The organism is Neorhizobium galegae bv. orientalis str. HAMBI 540 (assembly GCF_000731315.1).
GTDB classification, from domain to species: domain Bacteria; phylum Pseudomonadota; class Alphaproteobacteria; order Rhizobiales; family Rhizobiaceae; genus Neorhizobium; species Neorhizobium galegae.
In genome coordinates this window covers 459,281-482,588 of record NZ_HG938353.1, presented here as the reverse complement: position 1 = coordinate 482,588, position 23,308 = coordinate 459,281, and the positions used below count along the sequence as shown (strand labels likewise).

Below are 23,308 nucleotides of genomic sequence, written 5' to 3'. Positions count from 1 at the left end.
GCAATGTTCTTGTTTCAGCGCTAGGAATTTAATCATCAGGAACGGGGAATTTCCCCTTCAGGAGCTAACCCATGAACGAGCTGCATCAATTGCGGCAGGACGCTTTCGCGCCTGCTCATACGGCCGATATTGCCGATGCGTTGGTCCAATCCTCCGGTCTTCGGGTGGAGATCGACCGGCGTCGCGGACGCGGTGCGGGGCTCAATCCGAGCGGCCGTTTCGAGGAGGAGCGCCGCGAGGCCTTCGACGACGGCTGGCAGACGCTGGAGGAGCTCGAACCGTTCAAGACCGAGGTGCAGGTGGAAAAGCCGCGCACCGCGATCACCCGCAACGAATCGCCGGACCTTTCGTTCGACCGCTCAATCAATCCCTATCGCGGCTGCGAGCATGGCTGCATCTATTGCTTCGCCCGGCCGACGCACAGTTTCATGGGTCTGTCCCCAGGCCTCGATTTCGAATCGAAGCTGTTTGCCAAGCCTGACGTGCCGAAACTGCTGGAACGGGAGCTAAGCCGCCCGGACTACAAAGTGCGGGCGATCGCGATCGGCACCAATACCGACCCCTATCAGCCGATCGAGCGGGAATGGCGGATCATGCGGCAGATCCTCGAAGTGCTGCAGAAGGCCAATCATCCGGTCGCGATCGTCACCAAGTCGGCGCTGATTACCCGCGACATCGACATTCTTGCCGACATGGCATCCAAGGGGCTCGCGAAGGTCGGGATTTCGGTGACCACGCTCGACCGCAAGCTTGCCCGCACCATGGAGCCGCGCGCCTCGACCCCTCCCAAGCGCCTCACTGCCATCAAGGCGTTGACCGATGCCGGCATTCCGACCGCGGTCATGGTGGCACCCGTCATTCCGGCACTCAACGACCATGAGATCGAGCGGATCCTCGACGCCGGCCATGCGGCAGGGGCGACGGAAGCAAGCTATGTGCTCCTGCGCCTGCCGCTGGAAGTGAGCCCCCTCTTCCGCGACTGGCTGCTGCAGAATTATCCGGACCGCTACCGGCATGTGATGTCTCTCGTCCGCTCGATGCGCGGCGGCAAGGATTACGACGCCGAATGGGGCAAGCGGATGAGAGGCGCCGGTCCCTATGCCTGGCAGATCGGCCGCCGTTTCGAGATGGCGACCAAGCGGCTCGGCATGGTCCGGCGCGGCCTGCCGCTGCGCGACGACATCTTCCTGCGCCCCGACGGCGGCGGCATCCAGCTCTCGCTGCTCTGACCGGACCTTATTCAGGTTCGATTGTAAATTCCCATTTCCGACGCGACCCGCCCTGTCCCCGCGTCGGAAAAATACCCCGGGTTCCACCGCCGCCCCTCGGTGGATAGCGACGCCGCAATCGCTTGGCCGGGGGTTGCAGGAGGTCGGGACGACGTGCGAGGTTGCCGCCATGTTACCTCGCACGTCGCCCGATTCTCCGATGCTTTTCGAAGACATTCCGCTGGTTCCGGATTTCAGTCTGGAACTTGTGGCACGCCGGGCCGGCCACTGGCCGGTCGCGGGCACAGATGAGGCGGGACGCGGTCCGCTGGCAGGCCCGGTCGTCGCCGCCGCTGTCATCCTCGACCCAGACAATATTCCGGACGGCCTCAACGATTCCAAGCAATTGACCGCCAGCCAGCGGGAAATTCTGTTCGAGGCGATCATGGCGACCGCCGAAGTTTCGATCGCCGCCTCCAGCCCACGCCATATCGACGAACGCAACATCCTGCGCGCCAGCCTCGACGCCATGCGCCGCGCAGTGGCGGGGCTTGCCGTCACGCCGGCCTATGTGCTCACCGACGGCCGCGACGTGCCGCAGGGGCTTTGCTGCCCCGGTAAAGCGGTCATCAAGGGCGATGCCCGCTCCGTTTCGATCGCCGCTGCCTCTATCATCGCAAAAGTCACCCGCGACCGGATGATGACCCGCGCTCATCTGGTCTTCCCGGCTTACGGGTTTGCCAATCACGTGGGTTATGGGACAGCGCAACACCGCGCCGGTATCGAGGCGCATGGGCCGTGCTCGCTGCACCGCATGAGCTTTCGGCCGCTGAAGAAGGACGACCTGCCGGAGGCTTGATGCGCGGCAAGTCCTTCGTTCATTCTCCAAAAACAAAAAGGCCGGGTTTTTCGCCCGGCCTTTTTGAATTCTTATGTGACCGAAATCAGTTCAAACGCGACTGCACCTTGCCGACGGCGTCCTTGAAGAGCGTGTCCTGGGTGGAGGCATCGGCCTTGCGGGCGATAACGCTCTGGGCAGCGGCGATGGCGAGGTCGACTGCGGCAGCGCGCACGGCGCCGATCGCTTCGGCTTCCGCCTGTTTGATCTTCTGCTCGGAAAGCGCGTTGCGGCGAGTGACGAATTCGTCGGTCTTCTGGCGAGCTTCCTCGGTCAGAGCCGCTGCTTCACGCTCGGCGACAGCCACGATCTGTGCGGCTTCCGCTTCGGCTTCCTTGCGCTTGCGCTGGTATTCGGCGAGCAGGGTTTGCGCTTCCTCGCGCAGACGCTTGGCTTCGTCGAGTTCCTTGCTGATGTTGGCGGCGCGCTCGTCGAGCGACTTCGCCATCATGCCAGGCACTTTCAGATAGACGACCAGGGCCAGGAAGAGAACGAGGCCGACGAATGCGAAAAATGTTGCATCGAATGCCATAGGATCAGGCCTCCGTCTTCGCGGCTGCGACTGCAGCCTTGATGTCGTCGCCGCTCGCCTTGGCGCCGATCAGCTGATCGACGATGGCGGTGGCAGTTTCTTCAGCAATCTGGCCGACTTCTGCAAAAGCTTTTGCCTTGATTTCGCCGATGCGGGTTTCCGCAGCAGCGAGCTTGCCGGCAAGTTCGGCCTCGATCGCGGTGCGGTCGGCGGCAGCCTTGGTCTTGGCGGCCTCGCGCGCGGTTTCGGCAATCTTGTGGCCCTTGGAACGGGCAGCCGCCAGTTCCTTTTCATAGGTCTCGACGGCAGCGTCCGCTTCCGCCTTCAGGCGGGCGGCTTCATCGAGGTCCTGAGCGATCCGGTCGTGGCGGTGTTCGAGAATGCCGCCGACGCGAGGAACGATGACCTTTTTCATCAAAAGATAGAAGAGGCCGAAGGTGATGACGAGCCAAAGCAACTGCGACGAAAAATGGGTCGCGTCGAACGGCGGAAAGACGCCGCCGCCATGGGCAGCGCCGGTTTCGGTATGCGCTTCGCCAGCAGGCGCGGCATGCGGATCAGTAGCGGCCGGCGCGGTTTGCGCATATGCCGAGGTCACGAACATCATCACCTCCAGGTGTATTCCAAATGCGAAGGATCACGGCGCGCTGTTTGCAAGCGGCCGCGATCCGATATTTCCTGGACAGATCTTAGACTGCGTACAGGAGCAGGAGAGCGATGAGCAGCGAGAAGATGCCCAGAGCTTCCGTAACGGCGAAGCCGAACACCAGACGGCCGAACTGGCTGTCAGCGGCGGACGGGTTGCGCAGAGCGCCCGACAGGTAGCTGCCGAAGATGTTGCCAAGGCCAAGAGCCGTGCCGGCCATGCCAAAGCAAGCCAGGCCTGCACCGATGAACTTTGCTGCTTCCGCTTCCATGAGAAACTCCTTCGAAATGGTTGTTGCGGCTGATGACTGACGCCCAGGACGCCAATGTCGGTTATCCTTAGTGCCCGCCGGGATGGATCGCATCGTTGAGGTACATGCAAGTCAGTACCGCAAAGACGTAAGCCTGGAGGAAGGCGACGAGGAATTCGAGACCGGTCAGGGCGACCGTCATGATGAGAGGCAGGACTGCGCCGCCAACGCCCAGTGCGCCCATGGTTCCGAGCGAGGCGACGAAGCCTGCGAACACTTTGAGCGTGATGTGGCCGGCGAGCATGTTCGCAAACAAACGAACAGACAGCGAGATCGGACGGGACAGGAAGGAAATGACTTCGATGGCGACGACCAGCGGGATCAGCAGGCCGGGAATGCCGCTCGGCACGAAGAGTTGCAGGAAGTGCAGTCCGTGCTTGTAGAAGCCGTAGACGATGACGGTGCCGATAACCAGCAGCGCCAGAGCGAAGGTGACGATGATCTGGCTGGTGATCGTATAGAAATACGGGAACATGCCGAGCAGGTTGGCGGTCAGCACGAACATGAACAGCGAGAAGACCAGCGGGAAGAATTTCATGCCGCTGCTGCCGGCGCCTTCGCGCAGCATGCCGGCGATGAACTCATAGGACATTTCCGCGACCGACTGCGCCCGCCCGGGGATCAGGCCGCGCTGCGAGGTGGCGAAATACAGGAAGCCGGCGGCGCAGGCGACGGTGGCGACCATGAACAGAGATGCATTGGTAAAGGAGAAATCGATGCCGCCGATCTGGATCGGAACGATCTTGCTGATCTGGAACTGATGGATCGGATCGTTTGCCACCGTCTACCTCTTGTCCTTAGCCGCGCCAGGTCGGCCCAATTTTCATTCAGGAAGCAGAGCCTCAGCGGCCGCCGTTTCCCTTCTCATCCTTGCCGCTTTGCCCGGTGATAAGCGGCGACGGAGCCACCTTTCCCACGGAGCGAAGCACATTCAGCACACCGGCACAGAACCCGAGGAGAAGAAGAACAATCATCCCCCACGGCGCAGTGCCGGCAAAACGGTCGAGCATGAAGCCCAGAATAGCCCCCACCGCGACTGCGGAGATGAACTCGGAGGAAAGCTTGAAACCCAAGGCCATGCCTTTTCGGCTTTCCTCGGATTGCGCGTCCCTCTTCGCCTCTGCCACGTCGTCGGCCTTCCTGTCCGCAAGTTCTGCGGACAAGCGCTTCCGGCGCTCTTCCAGACCATCGTCGCGGTGATCCGTCATGTGCGTCCTCCCCTATTTTTGCTTCCGGCACAACCGGTTTTATGCTTTCCAACCGCAAAAAACTGCAGTTAGCGAGGGATTTCGCGCCATCCGGCCCGTTTTCAAGTCGCGCGCAACATAGTTTTGCCCGTCCTTATAGTCAAGGCATCCGGGACTCTTCATTCCAGGTAAATTAACCGAGCAAATTCAACCGCTTAAAACAGATACAACCGAAGCCGGGTAAAACTGCCGCGGGAATCGCTGCCTGTTGCGGCGATGGGGAGCGGCTCAGCTCCAGCCGCCGCCATAGGTACGATAGAAGACGTGCAGGCCGATGCGGCCGACCTTCTTCATCGTGCGCGCCCAGTCCGGATGAACATAGACCGCATGATAATGCGTGGCGGAACCGACTTCCGGCAGCCAGATCTTGCCGGCGGTCACCGCCATCGCCACTTCGCGGGCCATCGTCCAATGATATTCGGAGCGGATACGGTCCTTGATATTGTCGCAGGCAAAGGAGAACTGGCAGCGGTTGCGCCAGTCCTCGTTCTGGTAGACGACGTCGCAGATCGTCTTCGGATAGGCCGGATTGCGCACCCGGTTGAGGATGACCTGGGCAACGGCGGCCTGGCCGCGGGCGGATTCGCCGCGCGACTCGAAATAAATACCGGATGAGAGGCATTGCTGCTGCTTGGCCGAGAAGGAATCGGGCGGCAGCGGGGTTGCGGCCCAGGCATGGTCATCAGCACTGATCGGCGGGATGAACCGGCCAGGCTTTTTCTTTTCAGTCAGAATGGCGTCGAACGGTGACTGTTTGGCGAAATCGGGTTCCGCCGGCGCATAGGCGGCGGCCAGCACATCAGCATTCGGATTGTTGATGAGGCTGGCGATCATCGGCATGAGCTCGTCCTCTGCCCGCCTCGGTTCATCCTTGCGGAAATAGAAGGACGCGAGCTCTACCGGAGCGTCATTCTTGCCGGCCTTCAAGAAGGCTGTCATCGCATCTTTCTCTTCGATGGGCGAAGTGAGCGCACTCGAACGCTGCAGCACGGAGCCGGCGGAAAACGCCTTCGGCGGCTGCATGGGCTCGACGCTGACAATGCGGCCCTTCTTGGCGGCGCGGTTGACGCGGTCTTCATCCGGGCGCGGATCGGAGGACTGCTTTTCGTCGACAAGGGCGATCTTGCGGCCATCGGGAAGTTCGAGGCCGGCATTGCCGGAGACGGCATTCTTGACGCCGGGAAACGCGAGCGAGGCCTGATGGATGGAGCCCGCCGGCGAATCGGTCAGCACCATGCGCCATTGTTCGGCGCCATCGAAACCGGTCAGAAGATCGGCAAGATCGCCGTGGGCCGGGGCGGACGGAAAGATCAGCCAGCAGGCAAGGCCGAAGACGGCCGGGGAAGTCCATCCACTCAGTCCGGATGAGGACCTGCGACGCAAAACGCTCTTCGAACGCAAAACCTTAAACTCCACAGGGCAACAAGAACCCGATGAAGATCAATCATTAACCTTGATGAGCGGTTAACGCCGGCGGCCGAAAAGCCCGGTACCCGGCCTGAATTAGCACATTCACATCAATGTCGGCGAAGGGCACGCCAAATGCCGCGCCTCAGATGATGACATGCGAGCCGAGTTCGACGACGCGGTTGGCGGGCAGATGGAAATAGTCCGAGGGGTCGGTCGCGGTGTTGGCCATGGCGATGAACAACCGGTCCTGCCACATCGGCATGCCGGAAGCGGCATCCGGCACCAGCTTGCGACGGCCGAGATAGAAGGACGTCGACATGATGTCGAACTTGAAGCCGGTCTTGCGCAGATAGGCAAGCGCCTGCGAGACATTATGGGACTGCATGAAGCCGAAGCGCAATTCGATCAGCGTGAAGCGGTCCGACAGCTTTTCGATCTTGAACCGCTCCTCGAGCGACACGCGCGGCTTGTTGACGGTGATGATGGTCAGCACGACGTTCTTTTCGTGCAGAACGTGGTTGTGCTTGATGTTGTGCAGCAGGGCGGCCGGCGCGGTTTCCGGGTCGCTCGTCAGGAAGATCGCGACGCCGGGCACGGAGACCGGCGCATGATCGCTCTTCTTCTCGACCATCGGAATGAAGGTTTCGAGCGGCACGTCGATGCGGCGGGTCTTTTCGAACAGGATCGCCGTGCCGCGCTTCCAGGTCCACATGACGATCGTGAAGATGATCGCCATCATCACCGGCACCCAGCCGCCGTCGTGGATCTTCAACAGGTTGGCGCCGAGGAAGACCAGTTCCAGGGCAAGCAGCGGGGCCAGAATACAGATCGCGAAAGTCTGTGGCCATTTCCACTTTATCCGTACGAACTCGAACGCCATCAGGGTGGTGACGACCATGGCGCCGGTCACGGAGATACCGTAGGCGGTGGCGAGCGAATCCGAGCTTTCGAAACCCAGAACCAGCGCGATGACACCGACCAGAAGAAGGGTGTTGACCGACGGCAGGAAGATCTGCCCGGTATTGGTCTCGGAAGTGAACTGGATCTGCATGCGCGGGAGATAGCCGAGATGGATCCCCTGGCGCACCAACGAGAAGGCGCCGGTGATCACCGCCTGGCTGGCGATGATGGTGGCCGCAGTCGCCAGAATGACCACGGGCAGCAGCGCCCATTGCGGGAACATCAGGTAGAACGGGTCGGACATCGCTTCCGGATGCTTCAGCACCAGGGCGCCCTGCCCCAGGTAGTTCAAGGTCAGCGCCGGGAAGACAAGCGTGAACCAGGCCCACTGGATCGGCCGGCGGCCGAAATGGCCAAGATCGGCATAAAGCGCTTCGGCGCCCGTCACCGTCAGGAAGACGGCGCCGAGAACGACGATGCCGACGAAATTTTCGTTCAGCATGAACTCGACCGCATAGAGCGGATTGAAAGCCGCCAGAATGCTATAGTCATCCGAAATATGGGCGATGCCGCCGGCACCGATGACGATGAACCAGACGGCGGTGATCGGCCCGAAGAAACGGGAGACCAGACCTGTCCCCTTCGACTGGATGGCGAAGAGCCCGATCAGGATGCCGACCGAGATCGGCAGCACGGCGCGGCTCATCGACGGCGCCACCAGCTTCAGGCCTTCGACCGCGGACAGAACCGACAGCGCCGGGGTGATCATCGCATCGCCGAGGAAGAGTGCTGCGCCGATCAGGCCGAGCAGCATCAGCAGCGCCCTGTGACCGTTGGCGGACTTGGTCAGAAGTGCCAGCAGCGAAAGCGTGCCGCCTTCGCCGTCGTTGTCGGCGCGCAGTAGGAAGAGCACGTATTTGAACGTGACGATGATCGTCAGCGTCCAGATCATCAGCGAGATGAGGCCGATGACCTCAAGCTCGGTGACGCCGTCGTGGGCGATCGGCTTGAGGGCTTCGCGAAAGGCATAAAGCGGGCTCGTGCCGATGTCGCCGTAGACGACGCCGACGGAGCCGAGTGCGAGCGCAAAAAGGCCCTGGACCTTGGTTTTCTCGGCAGCGTGATGTTCAGCGGGGTGACCCATGGGATATCCGGCCTAAAGCCAGCCTTTCCAGCGAAAGAAGAAAAAGGGGATGATGGCGGACATGAGCATCGCAAGGATCGCGAGCGGATATCCGAGATGCCAGTCGAGTTCCGGCATGAAATGAAAGTTCATGCCGTAGATGGAGGCAACGAGTGTCGGCGGCAAGAACACCACCGACGCGATGGAGAATATCTTGATGATGGAGTTCTGCTCGACATTGATTAGGCCGAGCGAGGCATCCAGCAGAAAGGCGATGTTGCCGGCGATATAAGAGGCATGTTCCGAAAGCGAATCGACGTCCCGCGCCACCGTGCGACAGAGGTTGTCGTCGCTCTTGTCCTGGCTGATCAATGGCACGTTCATCAGGAAGGTCAATAGCCTGGCAAGCGAGCCGAGGCTGTCGCGCACCTTGCTGATCAGCCGGTGGTATTCGGCGATGTCGGCAAGCTTGCGCTCCAGGAATTGCGGCGGCCGGCGCTTGCCGCGATCACGGAAGATATCCGTCGACAGTGCATCGACGCGATCGACCGTCTGCTCGAGAATTTCAGCGGTGCGGTCGGCAATGGTTTCGAGAAGTTTTGCCAGAAGCGTGGCGCCATCGCGCCCGGCCTCCGGGAGGCGGCTAAGGCCGGCGATGAACAGCTGGAAGCTTTTCGGCTCGGCATAACGCACGGTGATCAGCCGGTTGCCGGACAGGATGAAGGCGATGTCGGTGAGCTGCGGATCCTTGCCGTCGGCGCGCCAGACGAGCGACGCGGTCATGAACACGGAATCCTTCTCGATATAAAGGCGGCTCGAGGGCTCTATGTCCTTCAGGTCGTCGCGGGTCGGAACCTGAATTCCGAGGAGACTTTCGACATAGGCGTCTTCCTGCGGCGTCGGTTCGATCAGATCGATCCAGACGATATCGTCGGCAAGCTGTCGCAACGCCTCGGCCGGTGCAAGCGTCTTCATCGAGCCAGTGGCGCTATAGGCATTGATCAATCGTGGTCTCCGGCCGAGTTCGTCGGCCTTGAACGAGAAGCGGGCTTACCGGTTCCCTGGTTCCGGGACCGCCAGCCGGCCCCCGGCGGGACGGGCCTATAGAGACAGCCGTCGTCAAAATCAAGAGCCGTACAAATCCCGCAGTGGGCGCCGCAACATGACTCTCCGGCCGAATATGTTCAAGGGGCCTTCAGTAACAAGACGATTCGCGGCCTACATCAAAGCCTTGACCGGAAACGCCCACGAAAGTGCCTCCCCACCAGCGGCAGGGAGGTATTCCAAAATGTCGCGGCATATTTATTCGAAAACGATTGCCGGCGCTTGTCGGGGGGTGAGGTCGCCGAGTTCGGCCCATACCCTGGCGGCGATCTCCCGGTAGATCTTGGCCGAGGCACTTTGCGGATCGGAGGCCACGACCGGAGTGCCGGCATCTGAACGTTCCCGGATGTCGATCGTCAGCGGAACCTCGCCGAGGAATGGCACGCCGATCCGCTCTGCCTCGGCCCTGGCCCCGCCGTGACCGAAGATGTCGTAACGCTTGCCGGTATCGGGAGCGAGGAAATAACTCATGTTCTCAACGATGCCGAGCAGCGGCACCTCGACCTTGCGGAACATGGCGATGCCCTTGCGTGCATCGAGGAGCGCCAGATCCTGCGGCGTCGAAACGATCACCGCGCCGGCCAGCGGCACCTGCTGGGCCATAGTGAGCTGCACGTCGCCGGTGCCCGGCGGCATGTCGACGACGAGCACGTCGAGGTCGCCCCAGGCGACTTCGCGCAGCATCTGCAGCAGCGCCGACTGGACCATCGGCCCTCGCCAGATCATCGCCGTCTCCTCGTCGACGAGGAAGCCCATCGACATGGCCTTCAGCCCATAATTCTCCATCGGCTTGATGATACGGTTTTCGATCTGCTGCGGCCGGCCGGTGATCTTCAGGAGGCGCGGCACGGAAGGCCCGTAGATATCGGCATCGAGAATGCCGACGCGCAGGCCATTCGCCTGAAGCCCGAGCGCGAGATTGACAGCCGTCGTCGACTTGCCGACGCCGCCCTTGCCGGATGCCACGGCGATGATGGCGCCGACGCCGGGCACGCCGGGTTTTTCCCGCTGCGGCGGCTGGCCCGGCTGCTGGCCCTGGGGCGGATGGGAATGCCCGTGGTCATGGGTGTGACCATGCGAATGCGAATGGGCTGCCGGAGCGGCTGGTTGCGGACGCGGCGGTGGGGCGGAGCCGGCTTTGCGGTCCGCCGTCAACGTCACCAGGGCGCCCTTTACGCCCGGCATCGCCTTGACCGTGCGTTCGGCTGCTATGCGCAACGGTTCCAGTTCGTTCGCCCGCGCGGCCGGCACGGTGATCGAGAAGTAAACCTTGCTGTCGGAGATGAAGACGTCCGAGACCATGCCGCGCGAGACGATATCGCCTTCGAGGCCCGGTCCGCGCACTTTTGCAAGAACCGCCAGAACTTCCTCTTTCGTCACTTCAGCCATGATGTCAAAACTCCCAGATGCCTGATGCGGTCAGATCCCTCAAGACGGGATGCCGCGTTCGCAGATATATAGGAGTTGGGCATTGCCGGGAGCAAGCAAGATAAACTGCCGTTCGATCGGCAGCCATGTGGCGCACTGATCGAACGGCAGCTTTTCTTGTTACGCCTCTTGGGGCGCTTGCAGTCCCCTCTGGACCTGACGCTACAGAAGCACGAAACATGCCAGACGGGAAGATACTTCCTATTGATGAGCTTTTTCAGCCACTTCCGGCTAAAGCGCCTGCTGCATCGCAGCATCCCTTGGCTGAAGCCGCATTTGGCGCCGGTCACGGCTTGAGCAGCGATGAAATTTTGCGCATCGCAGCATTGGTTTTGGTTATTTGATCAAACCAATTCTCAGCGCCTTGGCGACCGCCTGGGTGCGATTGACCGTATCGAGCTTCTTTGCCGCGCGATTGAGATAATGATTGACCGTATGCTCCGATAGTCCGAGAATCTCGGCGATCTCGGCGCTTGTCTTCCCGGCGGCCGTCCAGTTGAGACAGTCGATCTCCCGGTCTGTCAGCGTATCGGTCGGGCGCACATCGAGGTTGCGGATTTCCGCCAGCCGCTCGAAGACATGGATGGAGATATACATCAACTCCATCATCTGCTGGTGTGTGAATGTCAGCCCATCGCCTGCGAAGGAAACGGCGCCGCGGCTGCCGGACATGTCGTGGACCGGAAAATAAGCCCCCCGAACGACACCGAATCGTCCAAAAATGCCGCGGATGGTTGGTCCTTGCCGCTCGGGCGGCACCGTGTCCAAATCGAAGGTGAACGGGATGGTCGAGGTGCGCAGCCGCCGGAGCACGGGGCTCGTCTGCATCATGCCTTCCCGATCGAAAAGCGACATCAGTTCCGCCGGCCAATTGGTGATCACCGTATTGTTGGACAGTTCGCGCGACGTGGCGTGGGGCAGGTTGAGAACCATAAACGTGCGGCAACCGTAGTGCTCCGCCATCCGCTTCATGAACCGGATGACATCGAACTGCGTCTTGAGATCGGCGATTTCTTCGACGTTTCCATCAAAGGCCCGAGGGGCTTCTGCTTTCTCGGTATTGGCCATCACTTGCTTCTCTGCTCGCCTGGTGGCGTCGAGCGATCCCTGGTATTTCCCATACATCCGCCCAATCGGCCTTTCGCATTCGCAGTTCCCATCTCCGACGCTTGGAACGCGGGAGGCTCTCCGGACTTGCCCAGACATGTCCCGCTGAACGTGTCCGCGTGGCGGAGGACTGCTATTTCAAATTTTAATTTGCTGCTGAATTCGTGGCTATTATTAATTCCCGGTAATGATGACATACGTCCTCAACTTCGGATAATGATGACATCTGCTCGCATTTGCAAACTCTTGCATGCCTCCATCTGCTTGTCAGGAGATATTTATTGGGGATCAAATCACTTATGCAGGGTGTTTGCCGACTCTCTCGCGTCGATGATACTAATTGATCACCTCGGCATGCAATTGGAGATTTCACTTGGTGACAACATACACTTTCGAAGGCCGTGTCCTTTCCTCCTCCCTCTGCGAACTTGGAGAAGGCCCGTCCTTCGAATCGGAGACGGAAACGCTCTGGTGGTTCGACATTCTCGGCAAGGGACTGCATGAATTGCATCTGCCGACCGGGCGGGAGATCGTCCACGCATTGCCGGTGATGGGCAGTGCGCTTGCGTCGATCGACGCCGCCCGACAACTGATCGCGAGCGACAAGGGGCTTTTCATCCGTGACCGCGCCACTGGCGAGCTTTCTCCCTATCGCGAACTGGAGCCGGAAAAGCCGGGCAACCGCTCGAACGACGGCAGGGTGCACCCTTCCGGCAGCTTCTGGATCGGAACGATGGGCCGGAAGGGCGAGGACGGCGTCGGCGCGATCTACCATGTCCGACAGGGCGAGGTGACGAAACTCTTCGACCACATCAGCATCCCCAATTCGATCTGCTTTTCGCCTGACGGTGCGGTTGGCTATTATGCCGATACCCGCGCCAACCGGCTGATGCGGATATCTCTCGACCCCGCAACGGGTCTGCCAAACGGTGAGGCCGAAGTCCTGGTCGACGAGAACGGCAAGCCGGGCGGCATCGACGGCTCGATCTGCGCCAGCGACGGGACCATCTGGAACGCCCGATGGGGCCAAGGCGCCCTGGATCACTATTCGGCTGACGGCCGGCACCTGTCGCGGTACCTGGTGCCGGCGCGACGAACCACCTGCCCGGTCTTCATCGGCAAGGATCGCTTGGCCGTCACGTCTGCCTGGGAGGGTTTGGACGAGGCCGCCCGCGCCGCGGATCCCCTCGCCGGCTCGCTCTTCGAGATCGCCGTCTCGATCGAATGCGATCCGGAGCCCGTCTATCGACTATAAAGAATGCAGAAGGCATTTCAAACTAGCAAAACGCAAAAAAGTTCCCGCTTAATCGCCTAAAATTTCAGCAATCTTACCCGGAACCAATAGCCTTTCATAACATTTTCCTCTCGAACTGGCGCGGCGGAGAAGTCCGCAACCTAGCGCCGTGTGTTCAGAGAGATAAATTGAGCAGAGGAAGGTAGGTTCGTTATGAAGAAGACCCTCAGCATGATGGCAGCCGCAGTTCTTTTGGCGTCCACCGCCATTGCACCAGCGTTTGCCCAGACCCAGCCGACGCCGCCGGCCTCCCCGGCTCCGGCAGCCCCTGCCGCTCCGACGGCTCCGGCTGCAAAACCGGCTGACAGCGCCGCAACGCCAGCTCCGAAGACCGGCACCGACACGGCGAGCGCTTCCGGCGGCTACCTGACCGAACAGGCCGAAAACCAGATCAGCGCCAACGACTATATCGGCAAGTCGGTCTACAACGCAGAAAACAAGAGCATCGGGGACGTCAACGACCTGATTCTCGAAGAAAACGGCGGCATCGTTGCAGCTGTAATCGGCGTCGGCGGTTTCCTCGGCATCGGCGAAAAGGAAGTCGGGCTGCCGATGAACAAGATCACCATGACACGTGATATGAACAACAACAACGAGATGCGCCTGACCACGACGGAAACGGCAGAAGCTCTTCAGGCTGCTCCGGAATTCAAGACCTTGGCAGACAAGCAGGCGGAAACCGACCGGACGACCACATCCTCCACCGGCACCTCGATGCCTGCAGGCGGCGCCACCAACCCGTCGACGACCCCGGCTGCCCCGAGCAAGTAACCGCTCGGTCAATTAAGGGTCCGGAACGGGTGACACGTCGTCACCACGAAACGGGGCGGTACCGCAGGTGCCGCCCTTCTTTGCAGGCGCTGATCGCGAAAGCCAAATCTCGGGGGTCAAGCCCGTTCGATGGTCATGAAATCGCGGTAGTGTTCCTGGAGATAGCGCAGAGTGGCGGCGCTGTCGGCGGGCCTGCCATAATAGTAGCCCTGCCCCATCGCGCAGCCGAGTTCATTGAGCTTGTCCGCATCGGCCTTTTCCTCGATGCCTTCCGCTACCACGGCCAGATTAAGGCCGTCGCACATGGCGATGATCGCCTTGACGATGTGTTCCGACGCCCGGTCGGTGGTGATGCGAGAGACGAACGCGCGGTCGATCTTCACCTTGTCGAAGGTGAAGTCCCGCAGGCGCCCGAGGCTCGACTGGCCTGTGCCGAAATCGTCGAGCGAGATACGCACGCCCTGCTGGCGCAAGTCGGTGATGATGCGCTGCGCCGTATCGGCCGATGTCATCACCGCTGTTTCGGTTATCTCCAGCTCCAGACGATAGGGATCAAGCCCGACGCGTGCGAGCGTCGCGAGGATGGTCTCGGTCGTGCCGGGGTCCATCAGCTGCGCTGAAGAGAGATTGAAAGAGAGGAAAAGCTCGCGCGGCCAGGAGAGTGCGGCCTCCGCAGCCTTGCGCAGTAACGTTTCAGAAAGTGCGTCAATAAAACCGCGCTCTTCGGCAAGGGGCACAAAAACCGCGGGCGAGACGAAGCCGAGATCGGCATCGATCCAGCGGGCGAGCGCCTCGAAACCGACCACACCGCCATCGCTGATGCGCACGATCGGCTGGAAGTGGACGTCCACGGCATCGGCAATGATGGCGTTGCGAAGCGCCTGCTCCAGCTGTGTCGCCCGCTTCATTTCCTGGGCGATCTCGCGTGAATAGACGGTGATCTGCCCGCGGCCGCGGCGTTTGGAGCGGTAAAGCGCGGTTTCGGCGCTTTTCAGCAGTTCCTCGAAATCCTCGCCGGCAAAGGGATAAATCGCAAAGCCGAAGGAGGCCGAAAGGCGAACGTTGCGGTCGCCGAGATCGTAGGGCGCGGACAGGACGTCCTTGATCATCTGGCCGATGCGCTCAGCGCCGATGCGCTCGAAGACCAGAGGCAGGATGAAGGCGAACTCGTCACCGTCATGGCGGGTCACGGTCGCGCCGTCCGGAATGCAGGCTTTCAGCCGATGGGCGACCTGGCACAGGATCTCGTCGCCCGCTTCGGCGCCGAACAGATCGTTGATCGGCTTGAAACCGTCGAGATTGGCAATGCAGATGGTAAAGGGTGCGGGATCCTGGGCTCGTTCGGCGGCCAACAGGCGCACCTTGTCGCGCAGACGATATCTATTTCCCAGCCCCGTCAGGGCGTCGCTGTAAGCCATAGCCTGAAGTTCATTCTGGCTGACCTGCGGCAATGGGTTTCCCGCCGACTTCATGAATTATCCCGTTGCGCTTCACAGACCGGCGAAGGATGCGGGAAAAAGATTAAAAAATAATGGCCCGGGCTTAACTTACATGAACGGATTGATTAATCGGTTAAGCATACGAGTGCTTTGCGGGTATGCCGAGATACGTCTGGAAGACGGCTTCCAGCGCTTCGGGGCTGATCGGTTTGAGGATCACCTCGTTCATTCCCGAGGCGAAACACTGGTCGCGGTCGCGTTCGAAGGCCTGGGGAAGGACGCCGATGATCGGAATGGAGTTGTCGATCGTCTCCAGATTGCGGATGCGCACGCTCGCATCGAAGCCGCTGAGCTTCGGAAGGGTGATATCCATCAGGATCAGCCGCGGCGACCGCTCCTGCCAGAGCCTGACCGCTTCTTCGCCATCGGCGGCGATCGCATAACGATAACCCAGGCCCTCGAGTATCTGCGAAAAGACGATCTGGTTCACTCCGTTGTCTTCGGCGACCAGAACGTCGATGGCTGCGTTTTCGCCGGCTCGCGAGGCAATCTGCCAGTCCTCTTCGCGCCCGGCTTCAGTTGCGGCAGGCTGGCTGAACTGACGAGCGACGCCGGCGGCCAGGTCCCGCTTCACCCGGACACCGTTGATTGCCAAGGCGGGAATGCGGTGTCGCTGGACGATTTCAAGGCAAGCCTTGTCCGCCAGGGTGTCGACGACGACGAGATCGATCGTGATGCTGGCTTCCTTTGCAAGCTGCAGGAAGAGTTCCAGTTCCTCACCGTCTGAAACCGAAGAGGTGTCGAATCCCAGATCGGCCAGGATATCCAGCGCCTCGGCGCTCGTCCTCGGGTCGGAGGACGCGACCAGGACCTTGCGGTGGGAGAGCTGGCTCCTTTCAGGCTCGACCGCGGTCTGCACCGGCCTGTCACGTTCATGCCGGTGCAGCGAGGTGGCGATCAATCCGCCCCGGCTCATGCGCGGCGTGATCTGCCCGTCCTCGGTTGCGACCAGCCCGGTAATGTCTTCCATGGCGGTGACCAGGTAATAACGGCCAGGTTTTCCGATACGGTATTTGTTGGCGATAATGACGACCTGCGAACCATCCGGCCGCGTTACCAGTTCGGACATCTGCTGGGGCTCGCCGAGATCGATGACCCCGCGATTGACGCGGTCGAGGCGTTGTTCCACCTGCGGCGGGTGGATATCGGACCCCTTGCGACCGAGAATCGCTTCTGGCGGCAGATCGAGGAAACTTGCGGCCATCTTGTTGACGGCGACGAAGGTCAGATTGCTATCCTTGACGGTGACCGGAAACGGCAGGTTGTCGAGCACCTCTTCGGTGATCTGCACCCGCTCCATGTCGGCGCGCCACTGTTCCTCGCGCTTCTTGTGATCCGAGATATCCCTGACGACGCAGACGCCGTAACCGGACGACAGGCGGCGCTTGGTGAAGCTCACCCAACGGTCGGTGCCGCGGCGCTCCTGCGACTCGGCCCGTTCCTTCCAGAGAGTGGCGATCTGTTCGGCAACCCAGTCCTCACGGCTCAGCATCCGACGCGGACCGGAAGCGTCGGTCAAGAAGCGTCCGCCGCCATCATAGACGGCCCCGAGGAAATCCCGAAGGCGTGTGCCGGGCGTCAGAAAGCTCTTCGGAACCGGCAGGAGGGTCAGCAATTGCTGGCTCGCAAAGACGATCAGGTCATTCCTGTCATAGACAAAGACGCCGCCCGAAATGCCCTCGGAAATCACTTCGAGCATGACAGCTTGAATGTTTGCGTCCGCCGACGCCAAATCATTCATAGGATGAAACTCCCCGTATGCTTTTTCGGACCGAATGAAAAATCGGACCGTAATGCCGATATTCGCCTCTCGGCGTTATTCCTTCTAGTTTTCGTCTTGTCGGCGCGGGAACATGCTGGCTCCAAGTCCTCAACGGGTAATCGGGGCTCGCATGACGGTGCCCAGCTGGCCGCCATCCCGGTCACTCGCGGGAAGCTGGCGCCTCCCCGGTTTCATCCAAGTTTAATACGGAACAAATTATCGCCTTTATCTTAAAGCCGGATTAATGAACGGCCGTGCATCAACCTAAAGTTCATTTCAACGGGCAAGGAAAGGCGCGATCCGGGCTTTCCTTCCGGCGCCGAATCCGGGAAAATGGCGCATGTCCGTCAAACAGCTACCCGAGACCCTGATCAACCAGATCGCTGCCGGCGAGGTCATCGAAAGGCCTGCCAGCGCCGCCAAGGAACTGATCGAAAACGCCATCGATGCCGGCGCGACCCGCATCGAGATCGCCACCGCTGGCGGCGGCAAGAGCCTGATCCGCATTACCGATAACGGTTCCGGCATGGATGCGGCCGATCTCGATCTTGCCGTGCGGCGGCACTGCACCTCGAAGATTTCCGAGACGCTCGACGACATTCGCACGCTCGGCTTCCGCGGCGAGGCCCTGCCCTCGATCGGGTCGGTGGCAAAACTCACCATCACCAGCCGCCGCAACGGTCATTCGGAAGGATCGCAGGTGGCAGTCGTCGGCGGCAAGATGTCCGGCGTGAAGCCGGCGCCCGCCAATACCGGCACGGTCGTCGAGGTGCGCGACATCTTCTTCGCGACCCCGGCGCGGCTGAAATTTTTAAAGACCGAAAAGGCCGAGGCCGGCGCGATCACCGAAGTGGTCAAGCGCATGGCGATCGCCTTCCCACATATCCGCTTCGTGCTGTCGGGCTCCGACCGCACGACGCTGGAATTCCCGGCGACCGGCGACGACCATCTTTCCCGCATGGCGCAGATCCTCGGTGCCGATTTCCGCGACAATGCGATCGAGATCGATGCGGTGCGGGAAGATGTCGGGCTTTCCGGCTTCGTCGGCGTGCCGACCTTTCACCGTGGGAACTCGGCGCATCAATATGCCTTCGTCAATGGGCGGCCGGTGCAGGACAAGCTGATCCTGTCGGCCCTGCGCGGCGCCTATGCGGAAAGCGTGCCCTCCGGCCGCTATCCGGTGGCAGTCCTTTCGATCAAGATCGATCCGGCGCTGGTGGACGTTAACGTGCATCCGGCGAAGTCGGACGTGCGGTTCCGCGATCCCGGCCTGGTGCGAGGCCTGATCGTCGGGGCGATCCGCGAGGCGCTGCATCGCGAAGGCGACCGGGCGGCAACGACCGGTACGTCGGGCATGATGCGCGCCTTCCGCCCCGGCTTTCCGCCGGCTCATGCCGCCCCGCGCACCCCTTGGGCGGCCGCGGCATCGCCGTTCAGGCCGCTCCATCCGCAGCCGGCCAACGGCTTTGCCGAACCGGCGCAATCCGGTTTCGACGTGCTGACCATGCCGGCCGCGCGCGCCGACACGGTGATCGCGGAAGCCGCTCCAAGGACCGCTGCCGAAGACGCGCCGCGCTATCGCCTGGGCGCCGCACGGGCGCAGGTCCACGAAAACTATATCGTCGCGCAGACCGAAGACGGGCTGGTCATCGTCGACCAGCATGCCGCGCACGAACGGCTGGTGTTCGAGGCGATGCGCAAGGCACTCGACAACAAGCGGCTGGCGAGCCAGGTGCTCCTGATCCCGGAAATCATCGACTTGCCGGAAGAGGATTGCGACCGGCTGATGGCGAATGCGACGGAACTCGACCGGCTGGGGCTGGCGATCGAACGGTTCGGCCCCGGCGCTGTCGCCGTGCGCGAGACGCCCGCCATGCTCGGCGAAGTCGATGCGGCCTCGATGGTCCGCGACCTCGCCGACGAGATCGCCGAATGGAACACCGCCGGGGGCCTGCGCGGCAAGCTCGAATATGTCGCCGCCACCATGGCCTGCCACGGTTCGGTGCGTTCCGGCCGGCGGCTGAGGCCGGAGGAGATGAACGCGCTTCTGCGGGAAATGGAAGCGACGCCCGGCTCCGGCACCTGCAACCACGGACGTCCGACCTACATCGAACTCAAGCTTTCCGACATCGAGCGGCTCTTCGGCCGAAGCTGAAAAAGCTGGCAATTCAGCGACAATCGGGATAGAGCAGGCGCCATGTTTTTCCGCAGGAGACGACAGATGAACCGGTTCGAGGGAAGCGGGTTCCGCGAAGCGAAGATCCGCTATCTCGACGGCGACTACCAGATCCTGACCGCCGGCTCGTATGTCATATGCGCCATGACCGGTGCGCAGATCCCGATCGACGAGTTGCGTTACTGGAGCGTCGCGCGGCAGGAGCCCTATGTCGATTGTGCCTCCTCGCTGGAAGCCGACAAACGCGCCGGCATGCTGCCGAACCAGAGCCGCGGCTAGGCTTTCACCGCATTTCCTTCCCGGATGCGCCGCTCTCGGAAATTGGCGATCGCCGTATCGATGATCTTGCCCGGCGCCTGCGGATCGTCGAACGCCATGTCGACCTCGACGACGCTTACCTTTTTCGCCAGTTCCTCCATGCGTCCGTGATGCCCCTGCAGCCGCACCGCATCCTTGGCTGTGGTGACGAGCGTCAGATTGTCTTTCGCGGCATCATCCAGCAGGTCCGAAATCTCGTCCTCGCTGAAATAATGGTGGTCCGGGAAGGCGCGTTTTTCCACGACCAGCCCGCCGACTTCTCTGACGGTGCGGTAGAACTTTTCCGGATCGGCGATGCCGGCGAAGGCAAACAGCGACTTGCCGGCGATCTCGCGATTTTCTCGCGGCTTCAGCGTCGCGACATAGAACTGCTTGCCGGCGCGGGCCGCCTGGCGCACCAGCTTGTCGGCAGCCTCGCCGTTGCCGACCTTGAGGATGGCCGAGAGCTGGCGCATCTGCTCGGATATCGGCGCCCTCACCGGGCCGCCCGGCACGAGATGGCCGTTGCCGATGCCGCGCACCGTATCGATGACGACGAGCGCGAAATCCAGCGCCAGCCGGGCGCTCTGGAAACCGTCGTCCATGATGATCAGGTCGGCGCCCTCGGCGACCAGTCGATGAGCGCCGTCGACGCGGGTGCGCGAAATCACCGTCAGCGTCTCGCGGCAGAGCAGCAGCGCCTCGTCGCCGACCGCCTCGGCCCGATGGTGTTCGGGATCGACCACGGTCGTGACGTCAAGCGAACCGCCGTAACCGCGGCTGAGAAAACCGGGCTTCAGGCCCTTTTCTTTTGCCGCTCGGGCAAGGGTGACCGCGGTCGGGGTCTTGCCGGCGCCGCCGACCGTAAAATTGCCGACGCAGATGACCGGCACGGGAATGCTGGCGCGCCTGGCTTTCGCCATGCGCCGGCCGGCGATCCGGCCATAAAGAAACGAAACGGGGGCAAGGCCCCAGGCACGCCAATCCGCTTTCGTCCACCAGAATGGCGGTGCTTCCGATACCATACCCAAACTCCGGCTGATCCATCCTGAAACAGCCCGCGAACAAAATGGCAGTTTTTGAAAAAAGGCAAGTCTTTGAAACCAAAGCCCGCTTCAGGCGTGAAGCTTTTCCGGCAGAAGGTCCACGAGCGCGGTGATATCGGCAAGGCAGATATCCGCCGAGGCCGACAGCGTCTCGCGGGAACCGGTGCCGGTCAGCACCGCGACCTTGAGGCCGACGCCAGCGCTCGCGCCCATATGCATGTCGTGATTGTTGTCGCCGACCATGGCGACCTCGGCGGGATCGAGCCCGGTGGCGCGGCAGAAGCCGAGCACCATGCCAGGCCCCGGCTTTACGCCATGACCGCTGTCGTAGCCGGCGATGAAATCCACATGATCGATGATGCCGAAGCGGATGGCAGTCTGGCGGATCGCCTGTTCGTTGTCGCTGGAGGCGATGCCGAGCTTGAAGCCCCGCGCCTTGAGCTTGCCGAACAGCGCCGCCAGATCGGTGACCGGTACCGAAAATTCGGCCGAACGGATAAAGAGGTCGTCGAGCAGCCGGGTGAGTTCGGCAACGGCAATCGGTGAGCCGGCGGCGACGAAGCCGGCAGCGATTTCCGCGGCATTGCCGGCGGCCAGCAGGCTGTCCGGGCGGGTGTGGCCGGATACCGGGTCCATGCCGCCGGAAAACAGAAGCTGCGGTTCGAGCTCGGCGTCGCCAGCCGAGGCGATGCGGGCCGCCTCGCGGTTCACCGGTCCCCAGCTTTCGTCATAGAGCAACAACGTGCCGTCCTTGTCGAACAGGATGCCGCTAATGTGTGCGAGCGTTTCCGGGGTCATCGAACGGCGGCGGCTTTCGGCTGCAGCCTTGCGCTCACCGTCAGCGGATTGACATAGGGCTCCAGCGCCTTGATCGTCTTCGACAGGGCACCGCGCATCTCCTCCATCGCGTCATGGCCGGAATCGATCATCTTCACGCGGGCGAGGTCGTTGATCATCAGGTAATGGACGGCCTTTGCCAGCATCTCGACGTCCTTGACGATGCGGGCGGCACCCTTGCGCACCAGATGCTGATAGGCGTCGCGGAAATTCTGGACATGCGGGCCGGAAAGCACGGCGCAGCCGAGCATGGCCGGTTCCAGGGGGTTCTGCCCACCCTCGTTGGTCAGCGACCTGCCGACGAAGGCGATTTCGGTCAAACGCAGGTAAAGTCCCATTTCGCCGATGGAGTCGCCGAGAAAGACGTCGGTCTCCGGCGTCACCACGTCGTTGCGCGAACGGCGCGCCACGGTCAGGCCTGCTTCCTTCAGCATCTCCTCGACCGCGTCGGCGCGATCGGGGTGGCGCGGCACGAGAATGGTCAACTGGCCGTTTTTCGGCTTCAGCGCCTTGTGCACGGTTGCCGCCGCCTTTTCCTCGCCGTCGAAGGTCGAGATCGCCGCCCAGGTCCGGCGGCTGCCGATTTGCTTGCGATAACTTGCAAGCAGCGCCTCGTCGCAGGGTGGCGGGTCCGTATCGCTCTTCAGGTTGCCGGATGTGATGACAGGCCAGGCGCCGAGATCGCGGAAGCGTTCGGCATCCAGATCCGACTGGGCGATGACCAGCGCCATCCTGCCGAAAATGGCCTCGGCGATCGAGCTGCGGTTGCGCCAGCGATCGAAGGACCGGTCGGAGATACGGGCGTTGACGCGGATCTGCGGAATGCGGCGGCGGGCGAGTTCGGCGATCGTCGTCGGCCAGATTTCCGATTCCGCCGTGATGCAGGCGTCGGGCTTCCAGTAGGCGATGAAGCGCTTGATCGGAAATTTCAGGTCGAGCGGCACGTATTGATGGATCACCTCGTCGGCCAGCCGTGACCGGACGAGATTTGCGGATGTAACAGTGCCCGTCGTCAGAAGGATGTGGACTTCGCGGCGCCGCAGCTCGCGGATCATCGGCATGATGGCGATGGTTTCCCCGACGCTTGCCGCATGGACCCAGATCAGCGGGCCGCGGGGCCTGGCAAGGCTTGCATAACCGAGCCGTTCCAGCTTGCGGGTCCTGTCCTCCTTGCCCTTCATGGCGCGATAGGCAAGGTAAGGACCAACCAACGGATAGAGGGTAATACCGGCCGCCCGGTAGCCAGCGAGAGCCAGGCGCGCAGAAATCTTGCTCACCGTGTTTGCCCCCGATGCGTGATGGCCGCCATCAATGTGATAGACCCTCCGATTGCTCATCCGTAGCCCAGTTTTTTGTGTTTTACAAATGCGTCAAAAAAGGGTCCCCGGGATCGATACCAGGCGAGGGACCAGCATTGCGAGCACATTGTAAAACGCGAGGCTTATCTCAAGCCGACTTAGTATCAGGATCGAGCAAGCGGTGCATATGGACGATGAAATAACGCATATGAGCGTTGTCGACCGTCTGCTGCGCCTTGCCCCGCCAGGCGACGAGCGCGCTTGCGTAGTCGGGATAGATGCCGACGATATCAAGCGCCGAAAGATCCTTGAATTGAAGACCTTCCAAGCTCTGCAGTTCGCCGCCAAAGACCAGATGCAGAAGTTGTTTCTTTTCGCCCGTTTCCGTCATTGTCCGTATCCGTCCGTTCCAGCT

23 protein-coding genes are annotated in these 23,308 nt (G+C 61.6%); 7 read left to right on the top strand and 16 right to left on the bottom strand.

What is annotated here, in order from left to right:
- Positions 1-71 precede the first annotated feature (71 nt).
- Both RG540_RS02285 and RG540_RS02280 read left to right on the top strand, forming a co-directional pair.
- Positions 72-1,229 carry a PA0069 family radical SAM protein gene (locus tag RG540_RS02285; protein ID WP_038584143.1) on the top strand — a complete coding sequence of 386 codons (1,158 nt, stop codon included), beginning with the start codon at positions 72-74 and terminating at the stop codon, positions 1,227-1,229.
- Positions 1,230-1,398: 169 nt separating this feature from the next.
- Positions 1,399-2,067 (top strand): ribonuclease HII, encoded by a 669-nt coding sequence (locus tag RG540_RS02280; RefSeq protein WP_038584141.1) that lies wholly within the window; start codon positions 1,399-1,401, stop codon positions 2,065-2,067.
- A gap of 85 nt (positions 2,068-2,152) precedes the next feature.
- On the opposite strand, the gene RG540_RS02275 is transcribed toward RG540_RS02280, so the two are convergent.
- From RG540_RS02275 to apbC, 9 genes are all read right to left on the bottom strand, one after another.
- A complete protein-coding gene (locus RG540_RS02275) occupies positions 2,153-2,638 on the bottom strand; it encodes a F0F1 ATP synthase subunit B (protein WP_038584139.1) in 486 nt (161 codons plus the stop codon).
- A 4-nt stretch (positions 2,639-2,642) separates the two neighbouring features.
- The gene (locus tag RG540_RS02270; RefSeq protein WP_080724850.1) at positions 2,643-3,242 is read right to left on the bottom strand and encodes a F0F1 ATP synthase subunit B; all 600 of its coding nucleotides are present in this window, start codon (positions 3,240-3,242) and stop codon (positions 2,643-2,645) included.
- Positions 3,243-3,327: 85 nt separating this feature from the next.
- The gene (locus RG540_RS02265) at positions 3,328-3,555 is read right to left on the bottom strand and encodes a F0F1 ATP synthase subunit C (RefSeq protein WP_007774919.1); all 228 of its coding nucleotides are present in this window, start codon (positions 3,553-3,555) and stop codon (positions 3,328-3,330) included.
- Between the two features lie 67 nt (positions 3,556-3,622).
- Positions 3,623-4,375: a F0F1 ATP synthase subunit A gene (locus RG540_RS02260; protein ID WP_038540360.1), complete on the bottom strand. Its 753-nt coding sequence runs from the start codon at positions 4,373-4,375 to the stop codon at positions 3,623-3,625.
- Between the two features lie 61 nt (positions 4,376-4,436).
- Positions 4,437-4,802, bottom strand: coding sequence for an AtpZ/AtpI family protein (locus RG540_RS02255; RefSeq protein ID WP_038540356.1), 366 nt, complete (start codon positions 4,800-4,802; stop codon positions 4,437-4,439).
- Positions 4,803-5,069: 267 nt separating this feature from the next.
- The gene (locus RG540_RS02250) at positions 5,070-6,224 is read right to left on the bottom strand and encodes a cell wall hydrolase (RefSeq protein WP_038584136.1); all 1,155 of its coding nucleotides are present in this window, start codon (positions 6,222-6,224) and stop codon (positions 5,070-5,072) included.
- A gap of 169 nt (positions 6,225-6,393) precedes the next feature.
- Complete coding sequence (locus RG540_RS02245) at positions 6,394-8,295, bottom strand: potassium transporter Kup (RefSeq protein WP_038584134.1); 1,902 nt, start codon at positions 8,293-8,295, stop codon at positions 6,394-6,396.
- A 12-nt stretch (positions 8,296-8,307) separates the two neighbouring features.
- Entirely contained in the window at positions 8,308-9,279 is a 972-nt protein-coding gene (locus RG540_RS02240; RefSeq protein ID WP_151041137.1) for a magnesium transporter CorA family protein, read from the bottom strand.
- Positions 9,280-9,576: 297 nt separating this feature from the next.
- Positions 9,577-10,767: an iron-sulfur cluster carrier protein ApbC gene (gene apbC / locus RG540_RS02235; RefSeq protein ID WP_038584133.1), complete on the bottom strand. Its 1,191-nt coding sequence runs from the start codon at positions 10,765-10,767 to the stop codon at positions 9,577-9,579.
- A gap of 218 nt (positions 10,768-10,985) precedes the next feature.
- Between apbC and RG540_RS32215 the strand changes: the two genes are divergently transcribed.
- Complete coding sequence (locus RG540_RS32215; RefSeq protein ID WP_155414609.1) at positions 10,986-11,150, top strand: hypothetical protein; 165 nt, start codon at positions 10,986-10,988, stop codon at positions 11,148-11,150.
- Here the strand turns inward: RG540_RS32215 and RG540_RS02225 are convergent.
- Positions 11,143-11,874 (bottom strand): helix-turn-helix transcriptional regulator, encoded by a 732-nt coding sequence (locus tag RG540_RS02225; protein ID WP_038584131.1) that lies wholly within the window; start codon positions 11,872-11,874, stop codon positions 11,143-11,145. The genes RG540_RS32215 and RG540_RS02225 overlap by 8 nt on opposite strands.
- A gap of 412 nt (positions 11,875-12,286) precedes the next feature.
- Here RG540_RS02225 and RG540_RS02220 point away from each other — a divergent pair, with 412 nt between their 5' ends.
- Entirely contained in the window at positions 12,287-13,168 is an 882-nt protein-coding gene (locus tag RG540_RS02220; protein WP_038584130.1) for an SMP-30/gluconolactonase/LRE family protein, read from the top strand.
- A 192-nt stretch (positions 13,169-13,360) separates the two neighbouring features.
- Positions 13,361-13,978 carry a PRC-barrel domain-containing protein gene (locus tag RG540_RS02215; protein WP_038584129.1) on the top strand — a complete coding sequence of 206 codons (618 nt, stop codon included), beginning with the start codon at positions 13,361-13,363 and terminating at the stop codon, positions 13,976-13,978.
- Positions 13,979-14,094: 116 nt separating this feature from the next.
- Here the strand turns inward: RG540_RS02215 and RG540_RS02210 are convergent, their stop codons facing one another.
- Together RG540_RS02210 and RG540_RS02205 are read right to left on the bottom strand one after the other, a co-directional pair.
- Positions 14,095-15,450, bottom strand: a complete 1,356-nt coding sequence (locus RG540_RS02210) for a putative bifunctional diguanylate cyclase/phosphodiesterase (RefSeq protein ID WP_038540336.1) — start codon at positions 15,448-15,450, stop codon at positions 14,095-14,097.
- Positions 15,451-15,550: 100 nt separating this feature from the next.
- Positions 15,551-17,218: a response regulator gene (locus RG540_RS02205; protein ID WP_038584127.1), complete on the bottom strand. Its 1,668-nt coding sequence runs from the start codon at positions 17,216-17,218 to the stop codon at positions 15,551-15,553.
- A 361-nt stretch (positions 17,219-17,579) separates the two neighbouring features.
- On the opposite strand from RG540_RS02205, the gene mutL reads away from it, so the two are divergent.
- Positions 17,580-19,394, top strand: a complete 1,815-nt coding sequence (gene mutL / locus RG540_RS02200) for a DNA mismatch repair endonuclease MutL (protein WP_038584126.1) — start codon at positions 17,580-17,582, stop codon at positions 19,392-19,394.
- 66 nt (positions 19,395-19,460) lie between these two features.
- Positions 19,461-19,694 carry a DUF2093 domain-containing protein gene (locus tag RG540_RS02195; RefSeq protein WP_038540327.1) on the top strand — a complete coding sequence of 78 codons (234 nt, stop codon included), beginning with the start codon at positions 19,461-19,463 and terminating at the stop codon, positions 19,692-19,694.
- On the opposite strand, the gene lpxK is transcribed toward RG540_RS02195, so the two are convergent.
- The 4 genes from lpxK to RG540_RS02175 form a co-directional block, all read right to left on the bottom strand.
- Positions 19,691-20,737, bottom strand: a complete 1,047-nt coding sequence (lpxK, locus tag RG540_RS02190) for a tetraacyldisaccharide 4'-kinase (protein WP_038584124.1) — start codon at positions 20,735-20,737, stop codon at positions 19,691-19,693. The two genes, RG540_RS02195 and lpxK, sit on opposite strands and share 4 nt — an antisense overlap.
- Positions 20,738-20,827: 90 nt before the next feature.
- On the bottom strand, positions 20,828-21,556 hold the full coding sequence (locus RG540_RS02185; protein WP_038584123.1) for an HAD family hydrolase: 729 nt from the start codon (positions 21,554-21,556) through the stop codon (positions 20,828-20,830).
- Positions 21,553-22,872 carry a lipid IV(A) 3-deoxy-D-manno-octulosonic acid transferase gene (gene waaA / locus RG540_RS02180; RefSeq protein WP_038584121.1) on the bottom strand — a complete coding sequence of 440 codons (1,320 nt, stop codon included), beginning with the start codon at positions 22,870-22,872 and terminating at the stop codon, positions 21,553-21,555. Before waaA ends, RG540_RS02185 begins: the two co-directional genes overlap by 4 nt.
- 169 nt (positions 22,873-23,041) lie before the next feature.
- Positions 23,042-23,284, bottom strand: coding sequence for a DUF4170 domain-containing protein (locus tag RG540_RS02175; RefSeq protein WP_007756862.1), 243 nt, complete (start codon positions 23,282-23,284; stop codon positions 23,042-23,044).
- Positions 23,285-23,308: the final 24 nt, after the last annotated feature.

What these genes read in the sequence shown, in the direction of transcription:
- RG540_RS02285 (WP_038584143.1), top strand. Translation starts at nt 72, where the DNA reads ATGAACGAGCTGCATCAATTGCGGCAGGACGCTTTCGCGCCTGCTCAT.
- RG540_RS02280 (WP_038584141.1), top strand. Translation starts at nt 1,399, where the DNA reads ATGTTACCTCGCACGTCGCCCGATTCTCCGATGCTTTTCGAAGACATT.
- RG540_RS02275 (WP_038584139.1), bottom strand. Translation starts at nt 2,638, where the DNA reads ATGGCATTCGATGCAACATTTTTCGCATTCGTCGGCCTCGTTCTCTTC.
- RG540_RS02270 (WP_080724850.1), bottom strand. Translation starts at nt 3,242, where the DNA reads ATGTTCGTGACCTCGGCATATGCGCAAACCGCGCCGGCCGCTACTGAT.
- RG540_RS02265 (WP_007774919.1), bottom strand. Translation starts at nt 3,555, where the DNA reads ATGGAAGCGGAAGCAGCAAAGTTCATCGGTGCAGGCCTGGCTTGCTTT.
- RG540_RS02255 (WP_038540356.1), bottom strand. Translation starts at nt 4,802, where the DNA reads ATGACGGATCACCGCGACGATGGTCTGGAAGAGCGCCGGAAGCGCTTG.
- RG540_RS02245 (WP_038584134.1), bottom strand. Translation starts at nt 8,295, where the DNA reads ATGGGTCACCCCGCTGAACATCACGCTGCCGAGAAAACCAAGGTCCAG.
- apbC (WP_038584133.1), bottom strand. Translation starts at nt 10,767, where the DNA reads ATGGCTGAAGTGACGAAAGAGGAAGTTCTGGCGGTTCTTGCAAAAGTG.
- RG540_RS32215 (WP_155414609.1), top strand. Translation starts at nt 10,986, where the DNA reads ATGCCAGACGGGAAGATACTTCCTATTGATGAGCTTTTTCAGCCACTT.
- RG540_RS02225 (WP_038584131.1), bottom strand. Translation starts at nt 11,874, where the DNA reads ATGGCCAATACCGAGAAAGCAGAAGCCCCTCGGGCCTTTGATGGAAAC.
- RG540_RS02215 (WP_038584129.1), top strand. Translation starts at nt 13,361, where the DNA reads ATGAAGAAGACCCTCAGCATGATGGCAGCCGCAGTTCTTTTGGCGTCC.
- RG540_RS02210 (WP_038540336.1), bottom strand. Translation starts at nt 15,450, where the DNA reads ATGAAGTCGGCGGGAAACCCATTGCCGCAGGTCAGCCAGAATGAACTT.
- RG540_RS02205 (WP_038584127.1), bottom strand. Translation starts at nt 17,218, where the DNA reads ATGAATGATTTGGCGTCGGCGGACGCAAACATTCAAGCTGTCATGCTC.
- mutL (WP_038584126.1), top strand. Translation starts at nt 17,580, where the DNA reads ATGTCCGTCAAACAGCTACCCGAGACCCTGATCAACCAGATCGCTGCC.
- RG540_RS02195 (WP_038540327.1), top strand. Translation starts at nt 19,461, where the DNA reads ATGAACCGGTTCGAGGGAAGCGGGTTCCGCGAAGCGAAGATCCGCTAT.
- lpxK (WP_038584124.1), bottom strand. Translation starts at nt 20,737, where the DNA reads ATGGTATCGGAAGCACCGCCATTCTGGTGGACGAAAGCGGATTGGCGT.
- RG540_RS02185 (WP_038584123.1), bottom strand. Translation starts at nt 21,556, where the DNA reads ATGACCCCGGAAACGCTCGCACACATTAGCGGCATCCTGTTCGACAAG.
- RG540_RS02175 (WP_007756862.1), bottom strand. Translation starts at nt 23,284, where the DNA reads ATGACGGAAACGGGCGAAAAGAAACAACTTCTGCATCTGGTCTTTGGC.